Below are 22,082 nucleotides of genomic sequence, written 5' to 3' on the forward strand. Positions count from 1 at the left end.
GAGACGGTCGCCGAGGTGCTGGCGCTGACCTGCTCGGAGCCGCCGGGCGAGGTCACGCACTGGACCGGCCGGGCCATGGCCCACGCTGTCGGGATCTCGTTGCGCGCCGTGCAGCGGATCTGGGACGCTCAACGCCTCCAGCCGCATCGGCTGCGTACGTTCAAGCGCTCGCGCGACCCCGCCTTCGCCGCCAAGGTCGAGGATGTGGTCGGCCTGTGCATGGACCCGCCCGCCCATGCGGTGGTGCTGTCCATCGATGAGGAAAGCCAGATCCAGGCGCTGGAGCGGACCCGCCCCGACCGTCCGCTCGCCTCCGGCCATCCCGCCGCCCAGACCCACGACTACAACCGTCACGGCACCACAACGCTGTTTGCCGCCCTCGACGTTCTGGCGGGCACCGTGCTCGGCCGCTGCATGCAGCGCCACCGGAACGGTGAGTTCATCCGGTTCCTCAATGCCGTCGAGGCCGCCGTCCCGTCCGGCAAGGCGATCCACGCGATCCTCGACAACGTCGCTACCCACAAACATCCGAAGGTGCGCGCCTGGCTCGCCCGCCACCCGCGCTGGACGTTCCACTTCACCCCAACTTCGGCCTCGTGGCTCAACGCCGTCGAGGGCTTCTTCTCAGCGCTGACCCGTCGTCGGCTGCGGCGAGGCTCCTTCACCGGCGTCGTCGACCTGCAGGCGGCGATCAAACGCTACATCGCCGAGCACAACCGGCGCGCCAAACCCTTCGTCTGGACCAAACCCGCCACCGACATCCTCGCCGCCGTCAGCCAATCCGCTGAACCATCTGTCTGATTCGATGCACTAGGTACATGTAAATTCTAGTACAATCGCTCATTTTACCATTTTATGAACTAACAATTCGTACGCCTCTTCCGCCGGTCGTTCATCGTCGCAGCAGAATTTGTTGATTTGCACAAATAAATCTCTATTCGGAACATATCCATATTCGTCGCGCATTCGTTCATACGTCCGAACAAGCCGTTCTTCGCTTGGCCGTTCGTATGCAACCGTAATGACGAACACATGCCGCTGTGAGCTTGTGGCTCTTTCGATGCGCTCTAGGCGGGCCTCCAGCGAGGACCACTTAATCTTGGGACGAATCATCTAATTTCTCTAATCGGTCGAGCAGATCCGAGTTGTTCATTGAATTCATAAGATTTCCGATAATGTCGATTATCTTCAAAGCTTTCTCGGGTTCAATCGAGCCCTTTACTGTTTCGTTGAGAATAGTTCGGATAACACCTTGGATGTCGCCGACGGATTTGATCTCCGGGAGGTCGACGCCCACGTGCTTCCTCTCACTATCTCGCTGCCGGTCCAACCGATCGAGGCAGAAGCGAAGCATTGCCCTGTCGCCCCGCATGGCCATCTCTATCGCCTTAGCGGTTAGAGCGCTTTCGGCCTTCTCCAAGATGTTCGCACCGGGGCGGGAAAGCCGGTGGCGTTGTTGCAGCCGACGATGAGGTGCGGTGCGAGCGCGTGGGGGTCGAGCCTTACGGTCCACCGTTGGCATGACCGTCGCCTGTGCTGTTCGTGCGGTAGTTGTCATCCATCTTCCTCAACCAGCGGAAATTTTTCCTGCATGTGTTAATTTAATTTTGCAGATGCGCGTGGTGCCGGGCATAAAAGATAAGGAATCAGGATAGCGTAAGCGCAGCGCCCACAATCGCATTCTTCGTACGAAGATTGAAGCTTAAATTTCTGCTATCCTTCGATCTTGACTCTGAATTTTCGGATAAGTTCAGAGATTGAGATAGTTAGGCGTCGAGCGTCTGTTCCTATCGGACCACCGGCGGCGCCTTACGTCTTCGGATTAATTAGTGCGGGGCCGGGCATAAGAGCAAAATTGATATGTTTGATGTGCTACGGGTTCCGCGTCGATGGCTACGACGGAGAGACAAGGTCAATGAAGTGCCGAAGGGCGGATTTGCGGCGAGAAAACGCGCGTTTCTCGTAACGTTCCAGGCCTTCAAGTATTTGGACAACGTCCGGCGGGATCCCGGATGACCGGTCGCTAGCTGCTTCCCCGTCCGTCCTGCACGCGAACACGCCGTTACTCAGAAGTGCCACCTTGTACGCACGCACTCTCCGGACCTGCACCTGCGCCTCTGCCAATGACCGCGCTGCAGCTCGCATAACTTCATCGCTGCCGTACTCTCCCATGATCAGCTCGACGAGGCGGGCGACCTCGGCGTCCACCTCCGGATTCAAACCGGCAGCCGATAGTCCATGTTTGCGGGCGTTCTGCCTCGAGCGCGCCTTGCCAGCACGGGTTCGTGGGCCAGTGCTGGCCTTGGCGTTCAGACGATTGGCGCGGGTCGCGTGTTCCGACGTCATCGCTTCCCTCCCCGGCCAAATGCCGAATCATCAGGCACCGGTATCCATCGCGTCGATGATGTCCGCAGCAACCGTCTTAGCGTGTTGAGCAAAGCTCGCCCGCTTGCGTGCAATCTCACGAAACAAGCTGTCGCGACGTTGGTCCGCTGTAAAGATCATCCGGTCGATGCGCTCGATCGCCGGCAGGTTTTTCAGGAAGCCGTGCGCTCGGACATCCTCCTCGGTGAGTCCACGCTCCTCAAGGATTCGGTCGACACGGTCTCTCTCAGCCGGGCTTCCCGTCACCCAGCCTGCAGCGAGGGCGTCGGCCGAGGACCCCTCAAAGGACAGCAGCCCCATAGGGTCTGCATTGTGAAGCCCGGGCTTGATCAAATCCTCAGCCGCTGCCAGATCGGCCTGCACCAGGATGAGGCTGCGCCAGCGACGCAGTCGCTTGGCCTCCCAGATGAGGTCGATGATGTCTTTCGTCCAGATTGCCTCGATGATGTCTTTTGGCTTGAGCTCGCCGACAATGCTGCGCATCAGCGCCTCATAGCGTTCGGTATTCTCACCGGGCAGGAGCGGGCGATCCTCGAGGACGAAATCGAGATGGGCGGGCAGAGCTGGAAGTAAGTCACCGGGAGTGGCCGCGTCGTCGGCAAGGGGCTCGGCCTTTGCAACTCTGGGCGTTGTGCCGGATTTGGCTGTCCCACTCATTGTCGCTGTCCCGCACACCCTGCCGATATGCTCCAAGCCCCCGACGCGCTGCTCGGTTGGCGGGGAGTGAGCCTCCTCTCCCTGGTAAATCCACTTGCCATCGGCGTCCCGCCCTCGCCTGGGGTGTTCAACGGCCTCTCCACCGGAATGCAGTGAGCCATTGCGACGCACGACCGTCCCATCGATCTTGCGTTTGAGCCCACTCATGCGGGACCCGATCAAGGGTTTGGCGACTACTGCGGCTCCCAGATGCCGGATCTTCTGCCGCTTCGCCCGCGCGCACCGGGCATGATCATCCCGGGTCTTCTCACGCCCGCACGCATCGTGTGCCGGGCCCATGTTCTCGATCTCGTCCGATCCCCCAAGCTCGAGGGCACGAATGTGCTCGACGATCCAAGGCTCGCGGACGCCGTCGATCGGCTGATCGCAGATGACACATATGCCGCCTGTGCGCTCCCATGCTTTCAGCCGACCGTGTCTTGAGAGCGAGCGCCGCCTTGTCGTCCCGACGTCCTCACGAACGACGAAGGGCATCGCCATTCTTTCTGTTAGGGAGGGGACGTCCAGACAGGGCTTCCAACGACCGATAAGACAGGTTCTCCCAATCGCACAGGAGTTGCTCGTAACGCTCCAACAGCGCCCGCAACTCCGCCTCCTGTTCGAGCGTGACAAGCTTCACGGGAACCACGAGGGATGCGAGCGAAGGACGTGTGGGATCGACCGCGCTTACGCGCGTTTTTTTGCGAGGCATCTCGGTTCTCTTGGTTTGGAAGGATGCTCCGACGTATGGAGCAGAGTGATACTATTGAATCTTTATGACTGACAAATTCACGTCTATCAGGTGATACAAAGTGTTTTTAATTAGAATTTAGATGCGATTTGGGCCCAAATCGCATCTTAGATCTGATTTTCCGCTGATTGATTCGGAAGTTGCATGATCGAGTTCGCCAGTAACGCTCACGGGTCGTTTGGGAGTGGTCTGCGTTGGCTGACGAGCCTTGCCACCCTTTAATTCATCACGCAGTTTCTCCACCAACATTGCTGCTTTGGCTGCTTGCCAAGTGCCTTTTAGAGCTGCCGATAAGCAGGTCCCCCAAGCGTCGCCGGTCACTTCGCGCCGAGCTTTAGCAGACGCTATAGCCGCGCGCATGATGCCACGGCGGTTGTAAGAGCCAGCGGCAATGAGCGCTGCACCATAGGTCGAACTCAGAGCACGTTTGGCCGAAAGCTCTGCGAAGGCCCTTTGGCGAAGCATCGCTCGTCGCTCACCAGGCGCATATTGGATGCGGTCCGAACGAATTTGTCGTAGGGCTGCGGACCAAGAAAAGGAACGAGAGCGAGACATATGGTGATCCGTTTAGTACTCAATGATCCAAACGGTATCATTAGGTCCAATTAGGGTCAACACGATGCCGCAGGATTTTGTTAGGTTGACAGGTGCGCAAATCCGTGCCGCACGCGCGCTTATCCGCTGGAGTGCTGAAGATCTGGCGAAGCGTTCAAAACTTGGTACGGCCACTATCAAAAGAGCTGAAGCGCAAGATGGGCCGGTAAAAGCAACGACAGCAAACGTTCAGTCGATAATCAATACTTTAAATTTTGCTGGTGTAGATTTTATTTTCGAAGAAAACGGTGGAGTCGGCGTCATTTTGCGCAATAATAACGGTTTTATGCTGCATAGTACCCCCAATATGGGTTGAATATGCACTATAATTGGTGCGATGATAGAGTATTAAGTCTTATATTACGGGATTTTTTTGGAATATGAAAAGGCGATCGCGTATCACGGAGTAAATCGCGTTTGTAGTTGGGCCGCGATTTGCTGCCGTGGCTGTCAGCGTTTCGAAAAGGCGGGTTTTCCTGATTTGGCAAAACGAAGCCAATTTGGTTCCACTGACTAATACGCAGGTCATGAGGCATCTTATGGCGATATGATGCCCCGTCGCACTGTGTCGGTTCTCTAAGTGATTTGACGAGTTGGGCGCAGCGTTTGTAAGCTACAATTTCTTCTGGATGGTGTGAGTATTCGTTTATCCGGAGCTCTGCATCAATCTACTAGCCAATTAGATTAGGTGCAGAGGCGCTCATAAGCTGATATAAGCCGAGCTATCGAAGTCCCAGCACCCTGGGGGCACGGTCGCACAAGGACGGGGACGGCGGGGCTACGTCCCGCGCCACCCCGTGGTAGCGGCGGAAGCCATAGACCAGGGCGTCGCCGCCTCCGCCCGACAGGGCCTCGACCTCGCCGAACAGCACGTCGTGCGTGCCGGCGGTCACGCGGCGGACGATCCGGCATTCGAAGGCGGCGAGCGCCCCGTCCAGCACCGGGCCGCCGCCTAGCCCCTCGCCCCAGACTCCCTCCGAGAAACGCTCGGCGAGCGGACGCCGCCCGAAGGCCTCCGCCAGGGCTTTGTGCCCGGCGGCGAGGAGGTTCACGCAGAGCCGCCCGTTGCGGTTGAACGCGGGATAGGCCGACGAGTCCCGGTTGATGCACACGAGCAGGGTCGGCGGGGCATCGCTCACGCTGCACACGGCGGTGGCGGTGAAGCCCGCCCGGCCGCCGGGGCCGTCCGTCGTCACGAGATGGACGGCCCCGGCGAGCCGCGCCATCGCCTCGCGATAGGTGGCGCCGTCCACGGAGGTGCCGGAGGTCATGCCGGGGATCCTCCTCAGGGCCGGGCGAGGAGATCGAGAAGCACGCGGTTCACCGGCTCCGCGCAGGTGACGCTGTGGGCGTGGCCGCCCTCCGGCGCAAGGTCGAGCCGGGCGTTCGGCAGGATCGCGGCGAGGCGTTCCGAGGCGGTGTAGGGGACGAGCACGTCGTCCCGGGCGGCCATGACGAGAACCTCGTGGGGGAGAGTGCCGAGCCTGTCGCCGAATTCGCAGGTCTCCAGGGCGGCGATCCGGGTGAGCACCGTTTCAGTACCGGGGAAATGGGCCAGCGCGTGCGCCTCGTCCGCCGCGAGGCGTTCGCCGTTCGCGCTGATCCAGGCCGAGGGGTAGAGGAAGATGGCTTGCGCGGCCACGAAGGGCTCGACCCCGGCGCGGGTCAGGAGCGCCTTGCGGGCGGCGAAGCAGCGGCGGGTCGCGGGCTCCATCGCCGCCCAGCCGTTCATGACCACGATGCGCCCGACCCGCTCCGGGTGGTCCAGGGCGAGTCGCAGGGCGATGAGGCCGCCGAGCGCGTGGCCGACCATGTCGGCTGTCGCGATGCCGAGGGCGTCGAGCACGCCGAGCGCGTCGCGGGCCATGGCCGGGATGTCGTGGCCGGGCTCCAGGGGACCGGCCGGGCGGCCGGTGCCCCGGTGATCGTAGGTGACGACCCGCAGGGCGGCGCCCAGCGCCTCCATCTGCGGCGCGAAATAGGTGGCCGAGCCGCCGAGGCCCGGCGAGAGCAGGACGGGGCGCCCGGTAGCGAGCCCCGAGACCGCGTGGTGGACGGGGCCCATCGGCTCACCCCGCCTTGCCGACATGCGCGATCGTGGCGATCTCCACCAGCGCGTCGGGCTTCACGAGGCCGCACTGGATGCAGTAGCGGGCGGGCTTGTCGCCGGGGAAATACTCCGCGTAGACGGTGTTGATCGCGCCGTAATCGGCCCAATCCCGTACGAAGATGTGGTTGAAGGTGACGTCGTCCATCGTGCCGCCGGCGGCCTCGACGACGCCCTTGATCGTCTCCAGCACATGCCGGGCCTGCGCCCCCGCATCGCCGACATGGACGACGTTGTTGTCCTTGTCGAAGGGGAGGGTGCCCGAAACGTAGAGGATCCCGTCCGCCAGGGTGCCGGGCACGTAGGGCGCCAGCGGCTTGCCCGTGCCGGGGGGAATGATCACGGTCTTCGGCATGGTCTCGGGTGCCTTTCTCGACGGTGGGGGAGGCTTATGCGGCGGTCTTCAGGGCAGCCTCGAAGGCGGCGACGTCGGAGACCCAGCCGAAGAAGGTCGCGATGTTGGCGAGCGCGCCCTCCTGCAAGGCGGGCGGCCCGGCCTGATGCGTCGCGTCGGACAGGACGATGCCGAAATATTCGAGGAAGAAGCCGTCCCGCAGGGTCGATTCCACGCAGACATTCGTCGCGATGCCCGTGAAGACCAGGGTGCGGATGCTGCGGGCGCGCAGCATGCTGTCGAGCGGGGTGTTGAAGAAGCCGCTGTAGCGCGGCTTGCCCAGCACGATCTCGCCCGGCGCCGGCTTCAACGCGTCCACCAGGGCGTAGTCCCAGGTGCCCCGGGCGAGCAGTTGCTCGTTCATCTCCGGTCGCGCCCGCATGTGTTTGAGCGCGTTGGACTTGTGCCAGTTCGGCGAGCCCGGCCCGCCGGCCTCGACATAGTCGCGGTCCCAGCCGTTCTGGAACCAGATCACCGCGATCCCGGCCGCCCGCGCCGCCGCGACCGCCGTGGCGATCTGCGCGATGACCGGCCCGGTGCCCGACACGTCGAAGCCGGCGCGGTCGAGATAGCCGCCCTTCGTTGCGTAGGCGTTCTGCATGTCGACCACGATCAGCGCCGTGGCGGCGGGATCGAAGGCAATGGGCTCGGGCCGCGCCGGCAGCGTCACCGCCCCGAACCGCCCTGCCGGATCCCGGTAGCCCGCAGGCGCGTCCATCAGGCGACCTCCGCCAGGGGCGCGGCCTCGGCCGTGATGTGTCGCCGGGTCTCCATCAGGGGTTGGATGTGGGTGCCGAAATCGTCGAGTCCTTTCAGGAAGTCGTCGAAGACGAGGAGCACGCCGCCCGTGCCCGGTACGGTCATCACCTCGTCGAGCAGGCGCGCGACCGTACTGAACGAGCCGACCAGCGTGCCCATGTTGATGTTCACGGCCGAGGTCGGATCGACCATCTGGCGGACATTGGTGTCGCTGCCGGATTTGGTGTCGGCCGCCCCCTGGACGCCGAGCCATGCGATGGCCTCCTCGTCCGCGCCCGCCTTGTAATGCTCCCACTTGGCCTGCGCCGCCGCGTCGGTCTCGTCGGCGATCACCATGAACAGGACGTAGGAGGACACGTCCCGGCGGGTCCTGGCCTTGGCCTCCTCCAGCCGGGCGACGGTCGGCGCGAAGGCGGTCGGCGTGTTCACGCCCTTGCCGAAGCAGAAATTGTAGTCCGCGTAGGTGGCCGTGAACGCCATCCCCGCCGCGCTCTGGCCGGCGCAGATGATCTTCATATCCGCCTGCGGCCGGGGGCTCAGGCGGCAATCGTCCATCTGGAAGAAGTCGCCCTTCAGGTCGCTCTGCCCGGTGCCCCACAGGTCGCGCAGCACCTGCGCGTATTCGGAGAGGTAATCGTAGCGGCGGGCGAAATACTCGTCCCCCGGCCACAGGCCCATCTGCGAATATTCCGGCCGTTGCCAGCCGGTGACGAGGTTGATGCCGAACCGCCCGTGCGAGATCGAATCGATGGTGGCGGCCATCCGCGCGGTGATGGCGGGGGGCAGGCACAGGGTCGGTGCCGTGGCGTAGAGTTTGATCCGGCTCGTGACGGCGGCGAGGCCCGCCATCAGGGTGAAGGATTCGAGGTTGTGGTCCCAGAACTCGGTCTTGCCACCGAAGCCGCGCAGCTTGATCATCGAGAGCGCGAAGTCGAGCCCGTAGCCCTCGGCCTTGAGGGTGATCTCTTTGTTGAGATCGAAGCTCGGTTTGTATTGTGGCGCGTTTTCCGACAGGAGCCAGCCGTTATTCCCGATCGGGATGAAGACGCCGACATTCATGGGATTCGCCATCGCAATCTCCCTCACCTGTCGCATTCAGGACGGGCCGGACCGGAATACTGGCCGGTGCGAGAGGACGATGAGACGATCGGACCAAACGGTCAAACTTCGAACGGCGAATTTTGACCGTTTGCACAAACTCTCCGCCGATTGACCGCGCGCAAGGCGGCGTTTGCGCAAGGCGCAGGCGCGAAGACCCTCCGGGGCGGGCGAATCAGGTGAGGCCGAGCCGGCCGAGGATCAGTGCCTGCGTGCTCGCCACCGTGGCCTCGAAGAAATCCGGGTCGTCGAGGGTGTGCCCGGTGATCGCCTCGATCTGCGTCGCGAAGTCGGCGTAGTGCTGGGTGATCGCCCAGATCGAGAAGATCAGGTGGTGGGGGTCGTGCGGGGCGATCCGCCCGGCCTCGGTCCAGGCGCGCAGGATCGCCGCCTTGTCGTCCAGGAGGGTGCGCAGCGGCCCTTCGAGTTCCGCCCGCAGCAGGCGTGCGCCCTGCACGATCTCCAGGCAGAACAGGCGCGAGGCCTGCGGCGCATCGCGGGAGAGCATGACCTTGCGGCGGATGTAGTCGCGTAGCGCCTGGGCGGGCTCGCTGTCGGCCTGGAGCGAGACCAGCGGATCGAGCCAGACGTCGAGCACGCGCCGTAGCACGGCGAGGTACAGCTCCTCCTTCGAGGGGAAGTAATAGAGCAGGTTGGTCTTCGAGAGGCCGGCGCGCTCGGCGATCTGGTCGAGGCTGGCGCCGTGCAAGCCCGTGGTGGAGAAGATGTCGAGGGCCGCATCCAGCACGGATTCGCGGCGTGCCTCGCCATCCCGCCGCCGCCGTCGCGCCGGCACCGGCACCGGCATGCTGCGTCCCGTCACACCTGCACTCCTCTGCCCCGCGTGCCGCGCCAATCCTATCGCGGAGCGGCGCGCGGCTGGGAAGCGCTCAATAGCGGACGTTGGCGAAGCCGCTGCCGCCGCTGCGGGTCACGACGGCGCCGATCACCTCCTTGGTCGAGGGGCTGATGCCGCCGTCGCCGCGCAGGCGGCGCCCGTCCGCCCGGTCGAGGCGGGCGACCTCGTCCGAGCAGCGGTCGAGGGCGTAGCGGACGCGGGTCGAGGCGGCGACGCCGCGCGGCACGCTCGCGCCGTTCATCTCGAACCGCAGGCAGGAGGCGAGATAGCCCTTCAGGTCATCGAAGGCGGCGGCATGCGCGCCCGAGGTGAGGGCGACGAAGACGAGGGCAGCGCGGATCAGCATCGGGATCCCCTTTCGGGCGTGTGATGCGGGTAACGCGCGAGGCTCGCTTTGGTCGCGGCCGCCGCGTCGCAGGCGGGAGCCGTCCCGCCCGGCCGGCGTTGGCGTGCATATCCACAAGGAGCGTACAGCATGAATCGTCCCGCGACGGCCCGGATCGGGCTGGCCCTGTCGATGATGTCCGGTGTCGGGATCCTCGCGAGCCCCGCCCTGGCCCAGGACCCGGCCGCCGGCCAGGGGAAGCTCACGCAGGTGGCAAGCTTCGGGCATCAGGTCACCGGCATCACCGTGAGCCGCGACGGACGCATGTTCGTGAACTTCCCCCGCTGGAGCGAGGACGCCCCCGTCTCCGTCGCGGAGCTGAAGGACGGCAAGCCGGTCGCCTACCCGGACGAGGAGTGGAATGGCTGGCGCAACGCGAAGAAGGACGAGGTCGATCCGAAGACGCATTTCGTCTGCGTGCAGAGCGTCGTCGCCGATGGCCAGGACCGGCTCTGGGTGGTCGATGCCGCCGCCCCCGCGATGGCGCATGTGGTGAAGGACGGCCCGAAGCTCGTCGGCATCGACCTGAAGACGAACAAGGTCGTGAAGACCATCCCCTTCGACACCGGCACGGTGATGCAGGCCTCCTACATCAACGACGTGCGGATCTCGCCGGATGGCAAGACCGCCTACCTCACCGATTCCGGCGCCGAGGGCGCGCTGATCGTGGTCGATCTCGACAGCGGCGCGGCCAAGCGGCTGCTGTCGGGTCATCCCTCGACCATGCCCGATAAGAGCGTCACCGTGCAGTACGACGGCAAGCCGCTCCGCCGCCCCGATGGGCGCGGCGTCGAATTCTCGGCGGACGGCATCGCCCTCTCGCCGGACGGCAAGACGCTCTACTGGCAGGCGATCAAGGGCAAGACGCTCTACAGCCTGCCGACCGACGCGCTGACCGGCTGGGCCACCGCCTCCTTCGTGCCGGAGATGCTGAGCGACAAGACCCTGACGGGCAAGATCGCCACCGTGGGCGAGAACGGCGTGGCTGACGGCCTGCTAATCGCGCGCAAGGATGGGCGGATGTACGTGACCTCGCCGCAGGACAACGCGGTGAAGGTGCGCGACCTCTCGAAGGCGAACGCGCCCCTCATGACCCTCGTTCAGGATGAGCGTCTGCGCTGGCCGGATACCTTCTCCGAGGGGCCGGACGGCACGATCTACTTCACCACGTCGCACATTCAGGATTCGGCGGATTACAAGCCCGGCGCGCCGATCAGCCTGCCGACCGAATTGTGGTCGATCAAGCCCGGCTCTGCCGAGGCCACCGGCTCCACAGGCTCCGGCACCGCCCGCTGATCAGGGGAGGGGCGGCGCGGCCTGCGAGGGTCGCGTCGCCCGGTCCCGGTGCCGTCTTACTCCTCGCCCCAGATCCGGCGCACCCGCGCCACGGCCGGCCGCGCGATCATGCGCTCGTAGTGTCCGGCGAGGTTGGGCGGGAGGGCAATGCCCTCCTGCGGCGCCCAGCGGGTCGTGTAGAACAGCGCGCTGTCACCGATCGAGAACGCGTCGCCCGCGACGTAGGGGCGGGACGCCATCTGCCGGTCGAGGAGGGCCAGCGCCTCATCGATGATCGCGCGGCCCTGGTCCTTCACCGAGGCCTGCCCGAGCTTGAGCGTCTGGTGCAGCATGTCCTGCGGCTCGTAGTTCTCCGTCTTGAACAGCCGTCCGAACCCCTGCAGGTGCAGCGTCCCGATGGCGTAATCCATCACCTCCAGGCCCCGACGTTCCGCGTCCGGGTCGGCGGGGATCAGCGCCTTCTCCGGGTTGGTGCGGGCGAGCCACGTGGCGATGGCGCCGTACTCGGTCATGACGGTCCCGTCCTCACGCACGAGGGTGGGCACCTTGCCCTTCGGGTTGATCGCCTTGAACGGCTCGCGCCCGGCCTCGCCGCCGGCGACATCCATCTTCACGCTCTCGTAGGGCTTGCCGATCTCCTCCAGCAGGATGTGGATGCCGATCGCGCAGGTGTGCGGTCCCCAGTAGAACTTCATCGCTTGTCCAATGTCTTCGAGGGCGGCGCGCAAGTTCTGCGCGGGTGCCGGTCAATGGTCGAAGACGCCATCGAGATCCCGGTAGCCCTCGCCCCGCGGAGAGGCCGCCCCTCGGCCGCCACGGCGATCACCCCGCGATGTTTTTCGCCAGCCTGGTGATCTCGTCCAAGGCGATCTTGATATGCGCCGCCTGGGCGCAAATGGCGTCTACATCGATCTGCGCCGTGGCATCGGAGGACCACCAGATCCCACCGTCGAAGCTCCGCATGATCTCGTTGAAACGCCGATTTTCGAGCGCCAAGGCGTCTATCGCGTTCTGACTGGTCACACGTTCTCTCCTCATCGACGCGCCGCCGGCCAAGGGTTGGCCCTCAGCTACGTCCGCTCGGCATAGGGGGGACCTCGACGAGCGATCCAATGAGGCGGAGCAGGGCTTGGTGCTCGGGGCCGTGCGCGCTGCCCCGGAGGAAGTCCCCCAACGCGATGTGAGAGAGACGTCCGCCGGAGGGCCCGTTCGGTTGATGGATCACGAAGGCATGGCCGCTTTCCGGTTCGCGCCCGAGAAACCAGCTGTCGCCGTTGGGGCTTCGATACAGTTCTCGCCGATTGGTCATGGATATCGCCGATCCCCCTGTGGCGATGAGCATACGCTCACCGGCACCGATTAGCGATGATCGGCATCGGCAACGCGTGCCGATCTTTACGAACCTCTTCGGCCAAGCCGGCTCTGCTGCCTGCGGGCTTACGGAAGCGCGAATGTCGGCGGCATGCCGGTATCGCCAACCGCCGTCGCGTTCGCCGCCGCGTTCAACTCGTCGTCCGGTGTCATCGCGAACGCGATCGCCAGCACGGCGACGAAGACCGTCACGACCAGGACCTGTGTCAGCCGCAGGGCATGGTTTCGCAGGGCCTGGATGCCCGCGCACCCGAGGGTGAAGACGACCGCCTCGGCGAGGGGGATCAGAGGGAGGCTGGACATGCGGCTCGTCGTCGGCGCAGGGAAACCCGTGGCTAGAACGAGAGGCCGATGCGCCACAGCGCGCGTTGGGCCGTGCAGGTCGTCAGCGTCTGGCCGCCGACGAGGCCCGTCGTCTGCTGCACATGGCGGCAGGAGAGATACGATGGCCAGACCACCGCGCAGCCGATCACCACGGCCGAGAAGATCAGGACGGCGATGAGCCCGGTGAGCAGCGCCTCCCGTCGGCCGGAGCCGCCTGGAGCGCCCCGCCGGATAGCGAGGTCGTGGCTCGACAGGAACCCTTCGCGATCCGAACGCGACGTGCCGCCCCAGGTGGTCGGCTGACGGTTCCTGTTTGCGGTATCGGGAGGGGCACGAAAGGGGGGCATGGCGAAACCGTCTGAAGACCTGCGCCCATTATTCAACGGACAGGCTAAGGAAAGGCTAGCATCGGACGCTTATAGTCCGACAAGTCTAGTCGAAAATCTTTCAAGCCAGCTCCTTGCAGAAGCTGAACGACTCGGACGCCACGGAGGATTTCCGGACCCCGCGGTTCGACCTCGATTCCCTCTACGGGCGGGGGCCCGACGACCAGCCCTACCTCTTCTAGGATCGTTGGCCCGACGGCGAACGAAATTCCACTTGCCGGTTGCTATGCGATACACTGATCCCAAAGACGAGGAGCGAGGGAGAATCCGACTTGAGATCGGGAAACACCTCGCTGATTCCTTTGGCCGACCGCCCCCGGGGCGATGTCAGGAATCGGAAGGTCGAGGCCATGTCGCAGACGGATGCGGGCTGGGGAGCGGGGCCGAGCGGGCGCTACGAGAGTCTCGCGGAGCGGTTCCGCCCGGTCTTCGCCGAGATCCGCGCCACCGCCGTCGAGCGGGACCGGGAGCGACGCCTGCCGCATGCCGAGATCGGCTGGCTGCGGGAGGCGAACTTCACCACCCTGCGGCTCGCGCCCGACGCAGGGGGCCACGGCGCCAGCCTGCCGGAACTCTTCGCCCTGCTGATCGAGCTGTCGGCGGCGGATTCGAACGTCACCAATGCGCTCCGGGCGCATTTCGGCTTCACGGAGGACGCGCTTTGCTCCTCCTCGCCGGAATGGCGGGCGGCCTGGATTGCGCGGATCGGGGCCGGCGAGACGATCGGCAGCGGCGTCTCGGCGGTGAAGGTCGGCGCCGGCCTCGACCGGTACTGGCGCAACGCCCGCACCATCACCTCCCACAACCCGCGCCTCTACCGGGACCGCAGCGTCGGCGCCTTCGCGATCTCCGGCGAGGCGCCGCCCCGGCAGTACCGGGTCGGCTCGGCATGAGGCCTCTTCCATGAGCGACAGCGATACGACGATCCCCGCCCGGCGCCGCTTCCTCGTGCAGGGCGCGGCGGCGGCCGTGGGCGCGGTGGCCGGCTCCGCCCGCGCGGAGGAGGCGACGCCACCCGGCATCCCCGATGGGATGAAGGCCCCCGGCGCCGATGTCGGCAGCCAGACCTACGGCACGCCCTCGCGCTTCGAGGCGGAGCTCGTCCGCAACGTGCCGAAGGGGCTGAAGCAATACACCTCAGCCTCGAGCCGCTCGCCGCTGCAGGACCTCGACGGCATCCTCACGCCGAACGGCCTGTTCTACGAACGCCACCACGGCGGCATCCCGGACATCGACCCCGCCCGGCACCGGCTGCTGATCCACGGACTGGTGGAGCGGCCCCTGGTCCTCACCATGGAGGACATCCGCCGCTTCCCCTCGGAATCGCACATCCACTTCCTCGAATGCTCGGGCAATCCGGGTTTCGAGGCGATCAAGGGCAAGACGGCCTCGGACCTCGTCGGGCTCGTCAGCTGCGCCGAGTGGACGGGTGTGCGCCTCGCGACGATCCTGCGGGAGGCTGGGCTGAAGCCGGAGGCACAATGGGTGGTGGCGGAGGGCGCGGATTCCGCCGCCATGACCCGCAGCCTCCCCATCGCGAAATGTCTCGACGATGCGCTGCTGGTCTATAGCCAGAACGGCGAGCGGTTGCGTCCGCAGCAGGGCTACCCGCTGCGGGTGTTCCTGCCCGGCTTCGAGGGCAACATGAGCGTGAAGTGGCTGCGCCGCCTCAACGTGAGCGCGGAGCCGGCCTATTCCCGCGAGGAGACGTCGAAGTACACGGACCTGATGCCGGACGGCACCGCCCGGCAATTCACCTTCGTGATGGAGGCGAAGTCGATCATCACCCGGCCCTCCGGCACCCAGCGGATCGCCCCCGGCTTCCACGAGATCACCGGCATCGCCTGGACCGGGCGCGGCCGCATCCGGGGGGTGCAGGTCACGACCGACGGGGGCAAGACTTGGCAGGACGCCGTCCTGCAGGAGCCGGTGCTGAACCGGGCCCTGACCCGCTTCCGCCTGCCCTGGACCTGGGACGGCACGCCGACGACCATCGCGAGCCGGGCCATCGACGAGACCGGCTACGTGCAGCCCACCTTCGAGGACCTGACGGCTGTGCGGGGCCTCAAGTCCTTCTACCACAACAACGCGGTCGTGCCCTGGCGCATCGCGGCGGACGGCGAGGTCGCCAATGGCTATGCGTGAGATCCGGCTCGTCGCTTCCTTCGGCCTCCTGCTCGGCCTCGCCGGGGCGGCCTGGGGCGCGGAGCGGTTCGGGATCGGCCGCCCGGCGACGGAGGCCGAGATTGCCGCCTGGAACATCGACATCGACCGCGACGGGCTGAAGCTCCCGCCGGGCCGGGGCAGCGTCGCCCATGGCCGCGAGGTCTTCGCGGCGCAGTGCGCCTCCTGCCACGGGGCGACGGGGGAAGGCGGCCTCGGCGAGCGGCTGGTCGGCGGGCGCGGCACGCTGGCCTCGGCCAAGCCCGTCAAGACGGTCGGCAGCTTCTGGCCCTACGCGCCGACGCTGTTCGACTATATCCGCCGGGCGATGCCGATGAACGCCCCGCAATCGCTCAGCGACGACGACGTCTATGCCGTCTCGGGCTACGTCCTTCACCTGAACGGGCTCGCGCCGGCGGACGCGGTGTTCGACGCCCGCTCGCTTGCGGCCATCCGCATGCCGAACCGGGACGGCTTCGTCCCGGATCCGAGGCCGGATGTGAGGCCCTGACCCGCGGCTCTACCCGCGCCCGGCGGCGCCCCGGCCGAAGCCGGGCGCCGGGCGGGAGCCGAGATGCGCGCGCAGGGTGCGTCCCTCGTAATCCTGCCGGAACAAGCCGCGCCGCCGCAACTCCGGCAGGACGAGTTCGATGAAGTCGTCGAGGCCGCCCGGCAGCGTCGCGGGCATGATGTTGAACCCGTCGGCGCCCCCCGCCCGGAAGCGCGCCTCCATCTCATCGACGATCTGGGCGGGGGTGCCCACGATCTGCGAATGCCCGCGCGCCCCGGCGATCCGCAGGTAGAGTTGGCGCAGGGTCAGCCCCTCGCGGCGGGCGAGGTCGAACATCAACTGCTGGCGCGACTTGGCGCCGTTGGATTCCGGCAGTTCCGGCACCGGCCCGTCCGGATCGTAGCCGGAGAGATCGAAGCCGCCGATCATGCGCTCCAGCAGTGCCAGCCCGACCACCGGGTCGATCAGGGCCTGAAGCTCTTCGAACTTGGCGCGGGCCTCGGATTCCGTGCGCCCGACCACCGGGAACAGGCCCGGCATCACCTTCAGGTCATCGGGTGCGCGGCCGAAGCCGGCCATGCGCCCCTTCAGGTCGCCATAGAACTCGACGGCCTCGGCCAGGGTCTGGTTGGCGGTGAAGACGATCTCGGCGGTGCGGGCGGCGAGGTCCTTGCCCGGCCCCGAGGAGCCGGCCTGGACGAGCACCGGCTGGCCCTGCGGCGAGCGCGAGATGTTGAGGGGGCCCCGCACCTCGAAATGCGTGCCCCTGTGGTTCAGGGGCCGGAAGCCGTCCGGCTTCGAGAACTGGCCGCTCGCGCGGTCAATCACCACGGCGCCGTCGTCCCAGGTGTTCCAGAGGCCGAGGACCACGTCCACGAATTCCTGGGCGCGTTCGTAGCGGTCGGCGTGCTGGGCGATGCGGTCGTTGCCGAAATTGGCGGCTTCGGCGTCGGTCGCCGAGGTGACGAGGTTCCACCCCGCCCGGCCGCCGCTCAGGAGGTCGAGGGAGGCGAAGCGGCGGGCGACGTTGTAGGGCTCGTTGAAGCTCGTGGAGGTGGTGGCCACGAGGCCGATCCGGCTGGTGACGGCGGCGAGCGCCGACAGCAGCGTCACCGGCTCGAAATGGGTGGAGCGGGCCGTGCGCTCGCTGGAGCGGAGGTTGGTGTCGCGGATGCCGGTGCCGTCTTCGAGGAAGATGAGATCGAACTTGGCGGCTTCCGCCTTCTGCGCCCAGCCGACATACCGGCCGAGGTCGACCCCGCCATCCGCCTCGCTGGACGGGTGCCGCCAGCCGGCGATGTGGTGGCCGGTCGCGTAGAAGAAGGCGCCCAGGCGCAGGACGTTCTGAGTCATGTCTGGTCTGATCGGGTTGGAGCCCCATCGAAACGCGCGGGACTGGTCTCGGATGCCGCCCCGCCGCCGGATCGCCCCCACTCCTGGGTGGCAATGACGACGTGGCCTCTCCGAAGTCCTAGCAGCCGATGCGCGACAACGCGATCCGTGCGGACACCTTCGCCATCAAGCCGGCCGGAGGAAACGCCGCAGAACGCTGATCTCACAGCGGGTTAGGGGAGTGGCGGAGACGGAGTCCGTCAGCAGGCGTTGAAACAGAAAGGTTTTTTGCGATTTGCAGTGAGTGCCCAAGCACTTGCCCACGCAGCTTGTGCCTAATTTCTCTTGTTCGTTCTCTGATTTTCCGAGTGCAGCAACGGACGCTTGGCAGAGAATGTGGCGCTAAGTCTCACAGCCAAGTTTGGCGGGGTACGACATCAAGGGGTTATGCACTTGATCGCTCGTCCTGAGCAGCGTCGAGCCCCAGGGAATATACCATTAAAGTGCGAACCGAGCCAAGTCATTGCATGGTTTGGCGGATTGCGATTCCAGGCAACCGTTTGCGGGCTGGAGGTGACGATGGCGGACCTATTCTAGCTTTTGGATAAGCAGTCGGCGGTGATTGAGCCGCTCATGCCCAGGGACCAGCTTGGACCTGAGCGGAAGGACGACCGGCAGATCATCTTGGGTATCCTGCGTATCCTGACATCGGGCTGCCGCTGGCGCGACTGCCCAGCCGCGTATGGCCCGCGCGCCACAGTCAACAACCGCTTCAACCGCGGGTCGCGGCGCGGCTTCTGGGAGGCGATGCTGACGGCCCTGGCCAAGGCCGGGTGGATCGACCATGCGGCTGCTCTCAACAGCAGCTGCATCCGGGCCCACCGGTTTGCACATGGAGGGAAACGGGGCGAAGGCGCAGGCCATCGGCCCGTCGCGCGGCGGCCAGACGACCAAGATCCACGCCCTCACCGATGTCCTCGGCCGGCCCTTCGTCCTTCTGCTGACGCCGGGTAACGCCAGCGACGTGACGATTACCCCAGCGGTCCTGGCCGAGGCGCCCGACCGGATCCGCTGCCTGCGTGTCGACAAGGGCTACGATACCGATTGGCTGCGCACCGACCTGCGCAGGAACAGCATCACGTCCGTCATCTTTCGCAAACGCCGGATCCGCCATGACTGGTCCCGCTATCGAGAGCGCTGGCGCATTGAAGCGAAATCCAGCTGCCTTAAAGACTTCCGTCGCATCGCCACGCGCTGCGACAAGCTTGCCAGGAACTACGCCTCAGCCCTCACTCCGGCCGCTGTCGTCGCGTGATCGTGCTGATCGAGTCCAGACCCTAGACGTGAAATAGTCCGTGGTCGTTGAAGTGGAAGTTTGTCTCCGTCAGCAAATCCATCTTCACGCCCTTCAGTGTTATAGTGTCGGTGTTGCTCAACGTTAGTACAGTATCGCCACCCGACATGCTCATATGTAAGGCCTTTAGATCGGTGAAGTCGGTTGCCTGCGCCTGATCGATCACCAGCCGATCGAATCCAGGGGCGGAGCCAGCATGAAAGCCGCTCACTGTGTCCTTTCCGAAACCAGCAGCGAAGACAAAAGTGTCACCACCAACGCTTTTGAATTGATCAACAACAGATGCCGTCGAAGCAAGGACCGCTCCAGCACGGTAGGCCGTCTGAGTGTGCGATCCGTCTAAATTCGTTTGGTCGGCGAAGAGCAGCTGGCCAAGCGTGTTGTAGACATCGTGTTCGGCAACGTAAGTCTTTCCGGCGATACTTGACAGGAACACGTCCTTGGTCTTGTCGGCATGCGCCTGCGTCTCGCTGGTGAGCATGCCGGACGCATTAAACAGTTTGGTATTTGAGATCTCCGTACCACCGGCGGCGTAGGTAAGCACCTCCTTGGTCAGCACGCCGTTGGTGAAGGTCTGCACGTCCGAGTAGCCGTTGGCGCCCTGCACCACATGTGACTTCAGCACCAGGCCTGAAGGATCGTACTGGTCGGTGGTCTTCGTGCCGTCGCTGGCCAGCACATAGCGATAGTCGGTCGTGCCGTCCGTATGGGTGCGGGTGGCCTCAATCAGGGTACCGGCGCTGTTGTAGACATCGTGTTCGGCGACGTAAGATTTTCCGGCGATATTTGACAGGAATACGTCCTTAGTCTTGTCGGCATGCACCTGCGTCTCGCTGGTGAGCATGCCGGACGCATTAAACAGTTTGGTGTTGGAGACTTCTGCGCCACCGGCCGCGTAGGTGATCACCTCCTTGGTCAGCACACCGTTGGTGAAGGTCTGCACGTCCGAGTAGCCGTTGGCGCCCTGCACCACATGTGACTTCGGCACCAGACCCGAGGAATCGTACTGGTCGGTGGTCTTCGTGCCGTCGCTGGCCAGCGCATAGCGATAGTCGGTCGTGCCGTCCGTATGGGTGCGAGTGGCCTCAATCAGGGTACCGGCGCTGTTGTAGACATCGTGCTCGGCGACGTAAGTCTTTCCGGCAATGTTCGAAAGGAACACGTCCTTGGTCTTGTCGGCATGCACCTGCGTCTCGCTGGTGAGCATGCCGGACGCATTAAACAGTTTGGTATTTGAGATCTCCGTACCACCGGCGGCGTAGGTAAGCACCTCCTTGGTCAGCACGCCGTTGGTGAAGGTCTGCACGTTCGAGTAGCCGTTGGCGCCCTGCACCACATGTGACTTCAGCACCAGGCCTGAAGGATCGTACTGGTCGGTGGTCTTCGTGCCGTCGCTGGCCAGCACATAGCGATAGTCGGTCGTGCCGTCCGTATGGGTGCGGGTGGCCTCAATCAGGGTACCGGCGCTGTTGTAGACATCGTGTTCGGCGACGTAAGATTTTCCGGCGATATTTGACAGGAATACGTCCTTAGTCTTGTCGACATGCACCTGCGTCTCGCTGGTGAGCGCGCCGTTTGCGTAGGTAAATGTGTCCGAAGACCCATCGGTTTCAGTCGTCTTGATGGATGCGATGCGCCCGTTCGTATCATAACGCGCGACAATTTTTGTTCCGTCCGGCTCGGTCTGCGTCACGCCCCCGTTTGACGTGCCGTGCAGGGGAATGCTGGCCGGTGGCTTGCCCTGCTGGGCACCTATCGGAGCTGGTCCATTGACGGTGATGTCAAGCCAAGCGCCTGGATCGGTTCGGGAACCGAGGTAATAACCCCCAGTTTCTGCGACTGTGTAGTAAAACCGATCATGCGCGACTTCGCCGATGGACAGCGCGACGCTGTTGGGCACGTAAGTATACGAGCCGTCCGTGTTAAGGGTGAAGGTGCCATACGTGCCGGCGATCCCGTTGAAGGGGAGTTGCAAACTGCTTTCATCGGCGCCGACGGCAGTAACAACGAACTGGTCGCCGTCCGTGTCGACATCATTGGCCAGCACACCATGAACGGCATCGACTCTGAGCGTTCCTCCTACGCTGTTCGCCTTATCATCCGCAGCGGTCGGTGAGCGGTTAATCAAAATATCGAAGGTTGCGCTATCGGTTCCACCGTGGCCATCGCTCACCGTGTACTCGAACTTATCGTGTAGCTTGCCTGTCACCCCAGCGATGGCATCCGTTGCAACGGCATAGCTATAAGTGCCGGAGTTGCTCAGAACAGACAACGTGCCGTACAGGCCGTTGATCAGGGTGGTTCCACTGGTGCTCAGGATCGGGGTGGGGCTGTTCGATCCACTATCGGCTTTCACTGCGATGAGCGTCAGGGCGTCGTAATCGGCATCGGAACCGGATATTATTTTTGTGAGATACGGCGATGCGTTCGCGGACGACCCATTAAGCTGTATACTTGCATAAGTATCATAAGCCACTGGTGCTGCGTTCGTCACCTTGTGCTCAGCCGAGCTAGTGAAAGCAGATGAGCCAAAAGCATTGCCTGCCACATCGGAGGCGTTGGAATCAGATGCGAGCGCAAGCGAGAGCGAACCATTACCGGTGATGCCACTGACGGTCACCGTGTAGGATTGTCCCGATCCGAAAACATTCGTGACGTTACCGCTGGCCGTGCCGGTTGCGGTGACCACGAAATCATTCACGTCGAGACCGGTGACAGCCTCGGAGGTCGTCACTACAAACGTCGTCGAAATCGCGTGAGTGCTGTTTGGATAAAAGTAAGTGGCCGTGCTCGTTAGAGTTGGCTTGCTGGTATCAAGAGTGAATGTGAGTCTCGTTGTCCCGACATTGCCGGCCGAGTCGGTCTCCGAGGCGGTGATCGTGTGCACTCCGTCGCCAAGGCCCGTCGGCTGATAATCCCAGCGGCCGCTTGCGTCGGCCGTGGCTGTTTCAGTGACGGCTACGCCATCGACCGTGAAATGAACGACTGCACCAGCGTCGCCACCACCCGTCAAACTGGCACCGCTGGTCACACGGTCTATCGCTGAACTGCCGGTATCGCTCGCTAGCTTGATCGTGACTGCCGGTACAGCCTTGAAGCTTCTATCGGACCGATAAGTCCCGGATGCGTCGGTGATGGTCTCGACGCTTCCGGTGAAGATCTGCGCGCGCTGCGCTTCGGTCAGGGTCAAGCCGGTGACGACCACCGTGTCCTGCCCCGCCCCGCCCTGGATCAGGGTCGCCACGGCGGCGCTGTTGACGGTGAAGGTCGTACCGAGCGCGTTCGAGCTCGTGATCGCCCCGCCACCGCTGTAACCG

The 22,082-nt window shown here is 64.4% G+C and carries 22 protein-coding genes and 1 pseudogene; 7 read left to right on the forward strand and 16 right to left on the reverse strand.

The genetic code is table 11. The features are described 5' to 3' along the window. Positions 1 to 801, forward strand: an 801-nt coding sequence (locus tag AAHF99_RS26475) for an IS630 family transposase (RefSeq protein ID WP_342167322.1), incomplete at its 5' end; no start/stop codon positions are given. Positions 802 to 1,093: 292 nt separating this feature from the next. On the opposite strand, the gene AAHF99_RS26480 is transcribed toward AAHF99_RS26475, so the two are convergent. The 3 genes from AAHF99_RS26480 to AAHF99_RS26490 all read right to left on the reverse strand — a co-directional run bounded on the left by AAHF99_RS26480 (position 1,094) and on the right by AAHF99_RS26490 (position 3,582). Further along, a complete protein-coding gene (locus AAHF99_RS26480; RefSeq protein ID WP_342167323.1) occupies positions 1,094 to 1,558 on the reverse strand; it encodes a hypothetical protein in 465 nt (154 codons plus the stop codon). 335 nt (positions 1,559 to 1,893) lie between these two features. Next, a complete protein-coding gene (locus tag AAHF99_RS26485) occupies positions 1,894 to 2,346 on the reverse strand; it encodes a hypothetical protein (RefSeq protein WP_342167324.1) in 453 nt (150 codons plus the stop codon). Positions 2,347 to 2,376: 30 nt separating this feature from the next. Further along, the gene (locus AAHF99_RS26490) at positions 2,377 to 3,582 is read right to left on the reverse strand and encodes an HNH endonuclease (protein ID WP_342167325.1); all 1,206 of its coding nucleotides are present in this window, start codon (positions 3,580 to 3,582) and stop codon (positions 2,377 to 2,379) included. A gap of 869 nt (positions 3,583 to 4,451) precedes the next feature. On the opposite strand from AAHF99_RS26490, the gene AAHF99_RS26495 reads away from it, so the two are divergent. Further along, positions 4,452 to 4,742, forward strand: coding sequence for a helix-turn-helix domain-containing protein (locus AAHF99_RS26495; protein WP_342167326.1), 291 nt, complete (start codon positions 4,452 to 4,454; stop codon positions 4,740 to 4,742). A gap of 406 nt (positions 4,743 to 5,148) precedes the next feature. On the opposite strand, the gene AAHF99_RS26500 is transcribed toward AAHF99_RS26495, so the two are convergent. From AAHF99_RS26500 to AAHF99_RS26530, 7 genes are all read right to left on the reverse strand, one after another. Further along, complete coding sequence (locus AAHF99_RS26500) at positions 5,149 to 5,697, reverse strand: flavin reductase (protein WP_342167327.1); 549 nt, start codon at positions 5,695 to 5,697, stop codon at positions 5,149 to 5,151. A 14-nt stretch (positions 5,698 to 5,711) separates the two neighbouring features. Continuing rightward, a complete protein-coding gene (rutD, locus tag AAHF99_RS26505; RefSeq protein WP_342167328.1) occupies positions 5,712 to 6,491 on the reverse strand; it encodes a pyrimidine utilization protein D in 780 nt (259 codons plus the stop codon). A gap of 4 nt (positions 6,492 to 6,495) precedes the next feature. Then, the gene (gene rutC / locus AAHF99_RS26510; protein WP_342167329.1) at positions 6,496 to 6,888 is read right to left on the reverse strand and encodes a pyrimidine utilization protein C; all 393 of its coding nucleotides are present in this window, start codon (positions 6,886 to 6,888) and stop codon (positions 6,496 to 6,498) included. Between the two features lie 34 nt (positions 6,889 to 6,922). Beyond that, entirely contained in the window at positions 6,923 to 7,645 is a 723-nt protein-coding gene (rutB, locus tag AAHF99_RS26515) for a pyrimidine utilization protein B (protein ID WP_342167330.1), read from the reverse strand. After that, positions 7,645 to 8,745: a pyrimidine utilization protein A gene (gene rutA, locus AAHF99_RS26520; RefSeq protein WP_342167342.1), complete on the reverse strand. Its 1,101-nt coding sequence runs from the start codon at positions 8,743 to 8,745 to the stop codon at positions 7,645 to 7,647. Before rutA ends, rutB begins: the two co-directional genes overlap by 1 nt. A 214-nt stretch (positions 8,746 to 8,959) precedes the next feature. Further along, the gene (gene rutR, locus AAHF99_RS26525) at positions 8,960 to 9,592 is read right to left on the reverse strand and encodes an HTH-type transcriptional regulator RutR (protein WP_342167343.1); all 633 of its coding nucleotides are present in this window, start codon (positions 9,590 to 9,592) and stop codon (positions 8,960 to 8,962) included. Positions 9,593 to 9,674: 82 nt separating this feature from the next. Beyond that, positions 9,675 to 9,989 carry a hypothetical protein gene (locus AAHF99_RS26530; protein ID WP_342167331.1) on the reverse strand — a complete coding sequence of 105 codons (315 nt, stop codon included), beginning with the start codon at positions 9,987 to 9,989 and terminating at the stop codon, positions 9,675 to 9,677. Between the two features lie 129 nt (positions 9,990 to 10,118). Between AAHF99_RS26530 and AAHF99_RS26535 the strand changes: the two genes are divergently transcribed. Next, entirely contained in the window at positions 10,119 to 11,324 is a 1,206-nt protein-coding gene (locus tag AAHF99_RS26535) for an L-dopachrome tautomerase-related protein (RefSeq protein ID WP_342167332.1), read from the forward strand. Between the two features lie 56 nt (positions 11,325 to 11,380). On the opposite strand, the gene AAHF99_RS26540 is transcribed toward AAHF99_RS26535, so the two are convergent. From AAHF99_RS26540 to AAHF99_RS26555, 4 genes are all read right to left on the reverse strand, one after another. Beyond that, positions 11,381 to 12,019, reverse strand: coding sequence for a glutathione S-transferase family protein (locus tag AAHF99_RS26540; protein ID WP_342167333.1), 639 nt, complete (start codon positions 12,017 to 12,019; stop codon positions 11,381 to 11,383). Between the two features lie 127 nt (positions 12,020 to 12,146). After that, positions 12,147 to 12,347, reverse strand: a complete 201-nt coding sequence (locus AAHF99_RS26545; RefSeq protein WP_342167334.1) for a hypothetical protein — start codon at positions 12,345 to 12,347, stop codon at positions 12,147 to 12,149. Between the two features lie 414 nt (positions 12,348 to 12,761). Continuing rightward, positions 12,762 to 12,998 (reverse strand): hypothetical protein, encoded by a 237-nt coding sequence (locus tag AAHF99_RS26550; RefSeq protein ID WP_342167335.1) that lies wholly within the window; start codon positions 12,996 to 12,998, stop codon positions 12,762 to 12,764. A gap of 32 nt (positions 12,999 to 13,030) precedes the next feature. Next, entirely contained in the window at positions 13,031 to 13,366 is a 336-nt protein-coding gene (locus AAHF99_RS26555) for a hypothetical protein (protein WP_342167336.1), read from the reverse strand. A 389-nt stretch (positions 13,367 to 13,755) separates the two neighbouring features. On the opposite strand from AAHF99_RS26555, the pseudogene AAHF99_RS26560 reads away from it, so the two are divergent. From AAHF99_RS26560 to AAHF99_RS26570, 3 genes and pseudogenes are all read left to right on the forward strand, one after another. Further along, a pseudogene (locus AAHF99_RS26560) lies at positions 13,756 to 14,145 on the forward strand (acyl-CoA dehydrogenase family protein); the annotation flags it as partial. A 163-nt stretch (positions 14,146 to 14,308) separates the two neighbouring features. Beyond that, positions 14,309 to 15,550 carry a sulfite dehydrogenase gene (gene soxC, locus AAHF99_RS26565; protein ID WP_342167338.1) on the forward strand — a complete coding sequence of 414 codons (1,242 nt, stop codon included), beginning with the start codon at positions 14,309 to 14,311 and terminating at the stop codon, positions 15,548 to 15,550. Continuing rightward, on the forward strand, positions 15,537 to 16,079 hold the full coding sequence (locus AAHF99_RS26570; protein WP_412759962.1) for a c-type cytochrome: 543 nt from the start codon (positions 15,537 to 15,539) through the stop codon (positions 16,077 to 16,079). The genes soxC and AAHF99_RS26570 overlap by 14 nt, the downstream gene beginning before the upstream one ends. Positions 16,080 to 16,088: 9 nt before the next feature. On the opposite strand, the gene AAHF99_RS26575 is transcribed toward AAHF99_RS26570, so the two are convergent. Continuing rightward, complete coding sequence (locus tag AAHF99_RS26575; RefSeq protein ID WP_342167340.1) at positions 16,089 to 17,432, reverse strand: LLM class flavin-dependent oxidoreductase; 1,344 nt, start codon at positions 17,430 to 17,432, stop codon at positions 16,089 to 16,091. 612 nt (positions 17,433 to 18,044) lie between these two features. Here AAHF99_RS26575 and AAHF99_RS26580 point away from each other — a divergent pair. Continuing rightward, positions 18,045 to 18,726 (forward strand): IS5 family transposase gene (locus AAHF99_RS26580; RefSeq protein WP_412759963.1). Its coding sequence is split into 2 segments (ribosomal slippage): positions 18,045 to 18,316 and positions 18,315 to 18,726, totalling 684 coding nucleotides; the frame shifts between segments, so codons are not numbered across the junction. Positions 18,727 to 18,748: 22 nt separating this feature from the next. Here AAHF99_RS26580 and AAHF99_RS26585 read toward each other — a convergent pair. Continuing rightward, positions 18,749 to 22,009 carry an Ig-like domain-containing protein gene (locus tag AAHF99_RS26585; protein ID WP_342167341.1) on the reverse strand — a complete coding sequence of 1,087 codons (3,261 nt, stop codon included), beginning with the start codon at positions 22,007 to 22,009 and terminating at the stop codon, positions 18,749 to 18,751. Positions 22,010 to 22,082 lie beyond the last annotated feature (73 nt).

It is taken from the genome of Methylobacterium litchii, assembly GCF_038442315.1.
In the GTDB taxonomy this organism is placed as follows: domain Bacteria; phylum Pseudomonadota; class Alphaproteobacteria; order Rhizobiales; family Beijerinckiaceae; genus Methylobacterium; species Methylobacterium litchii.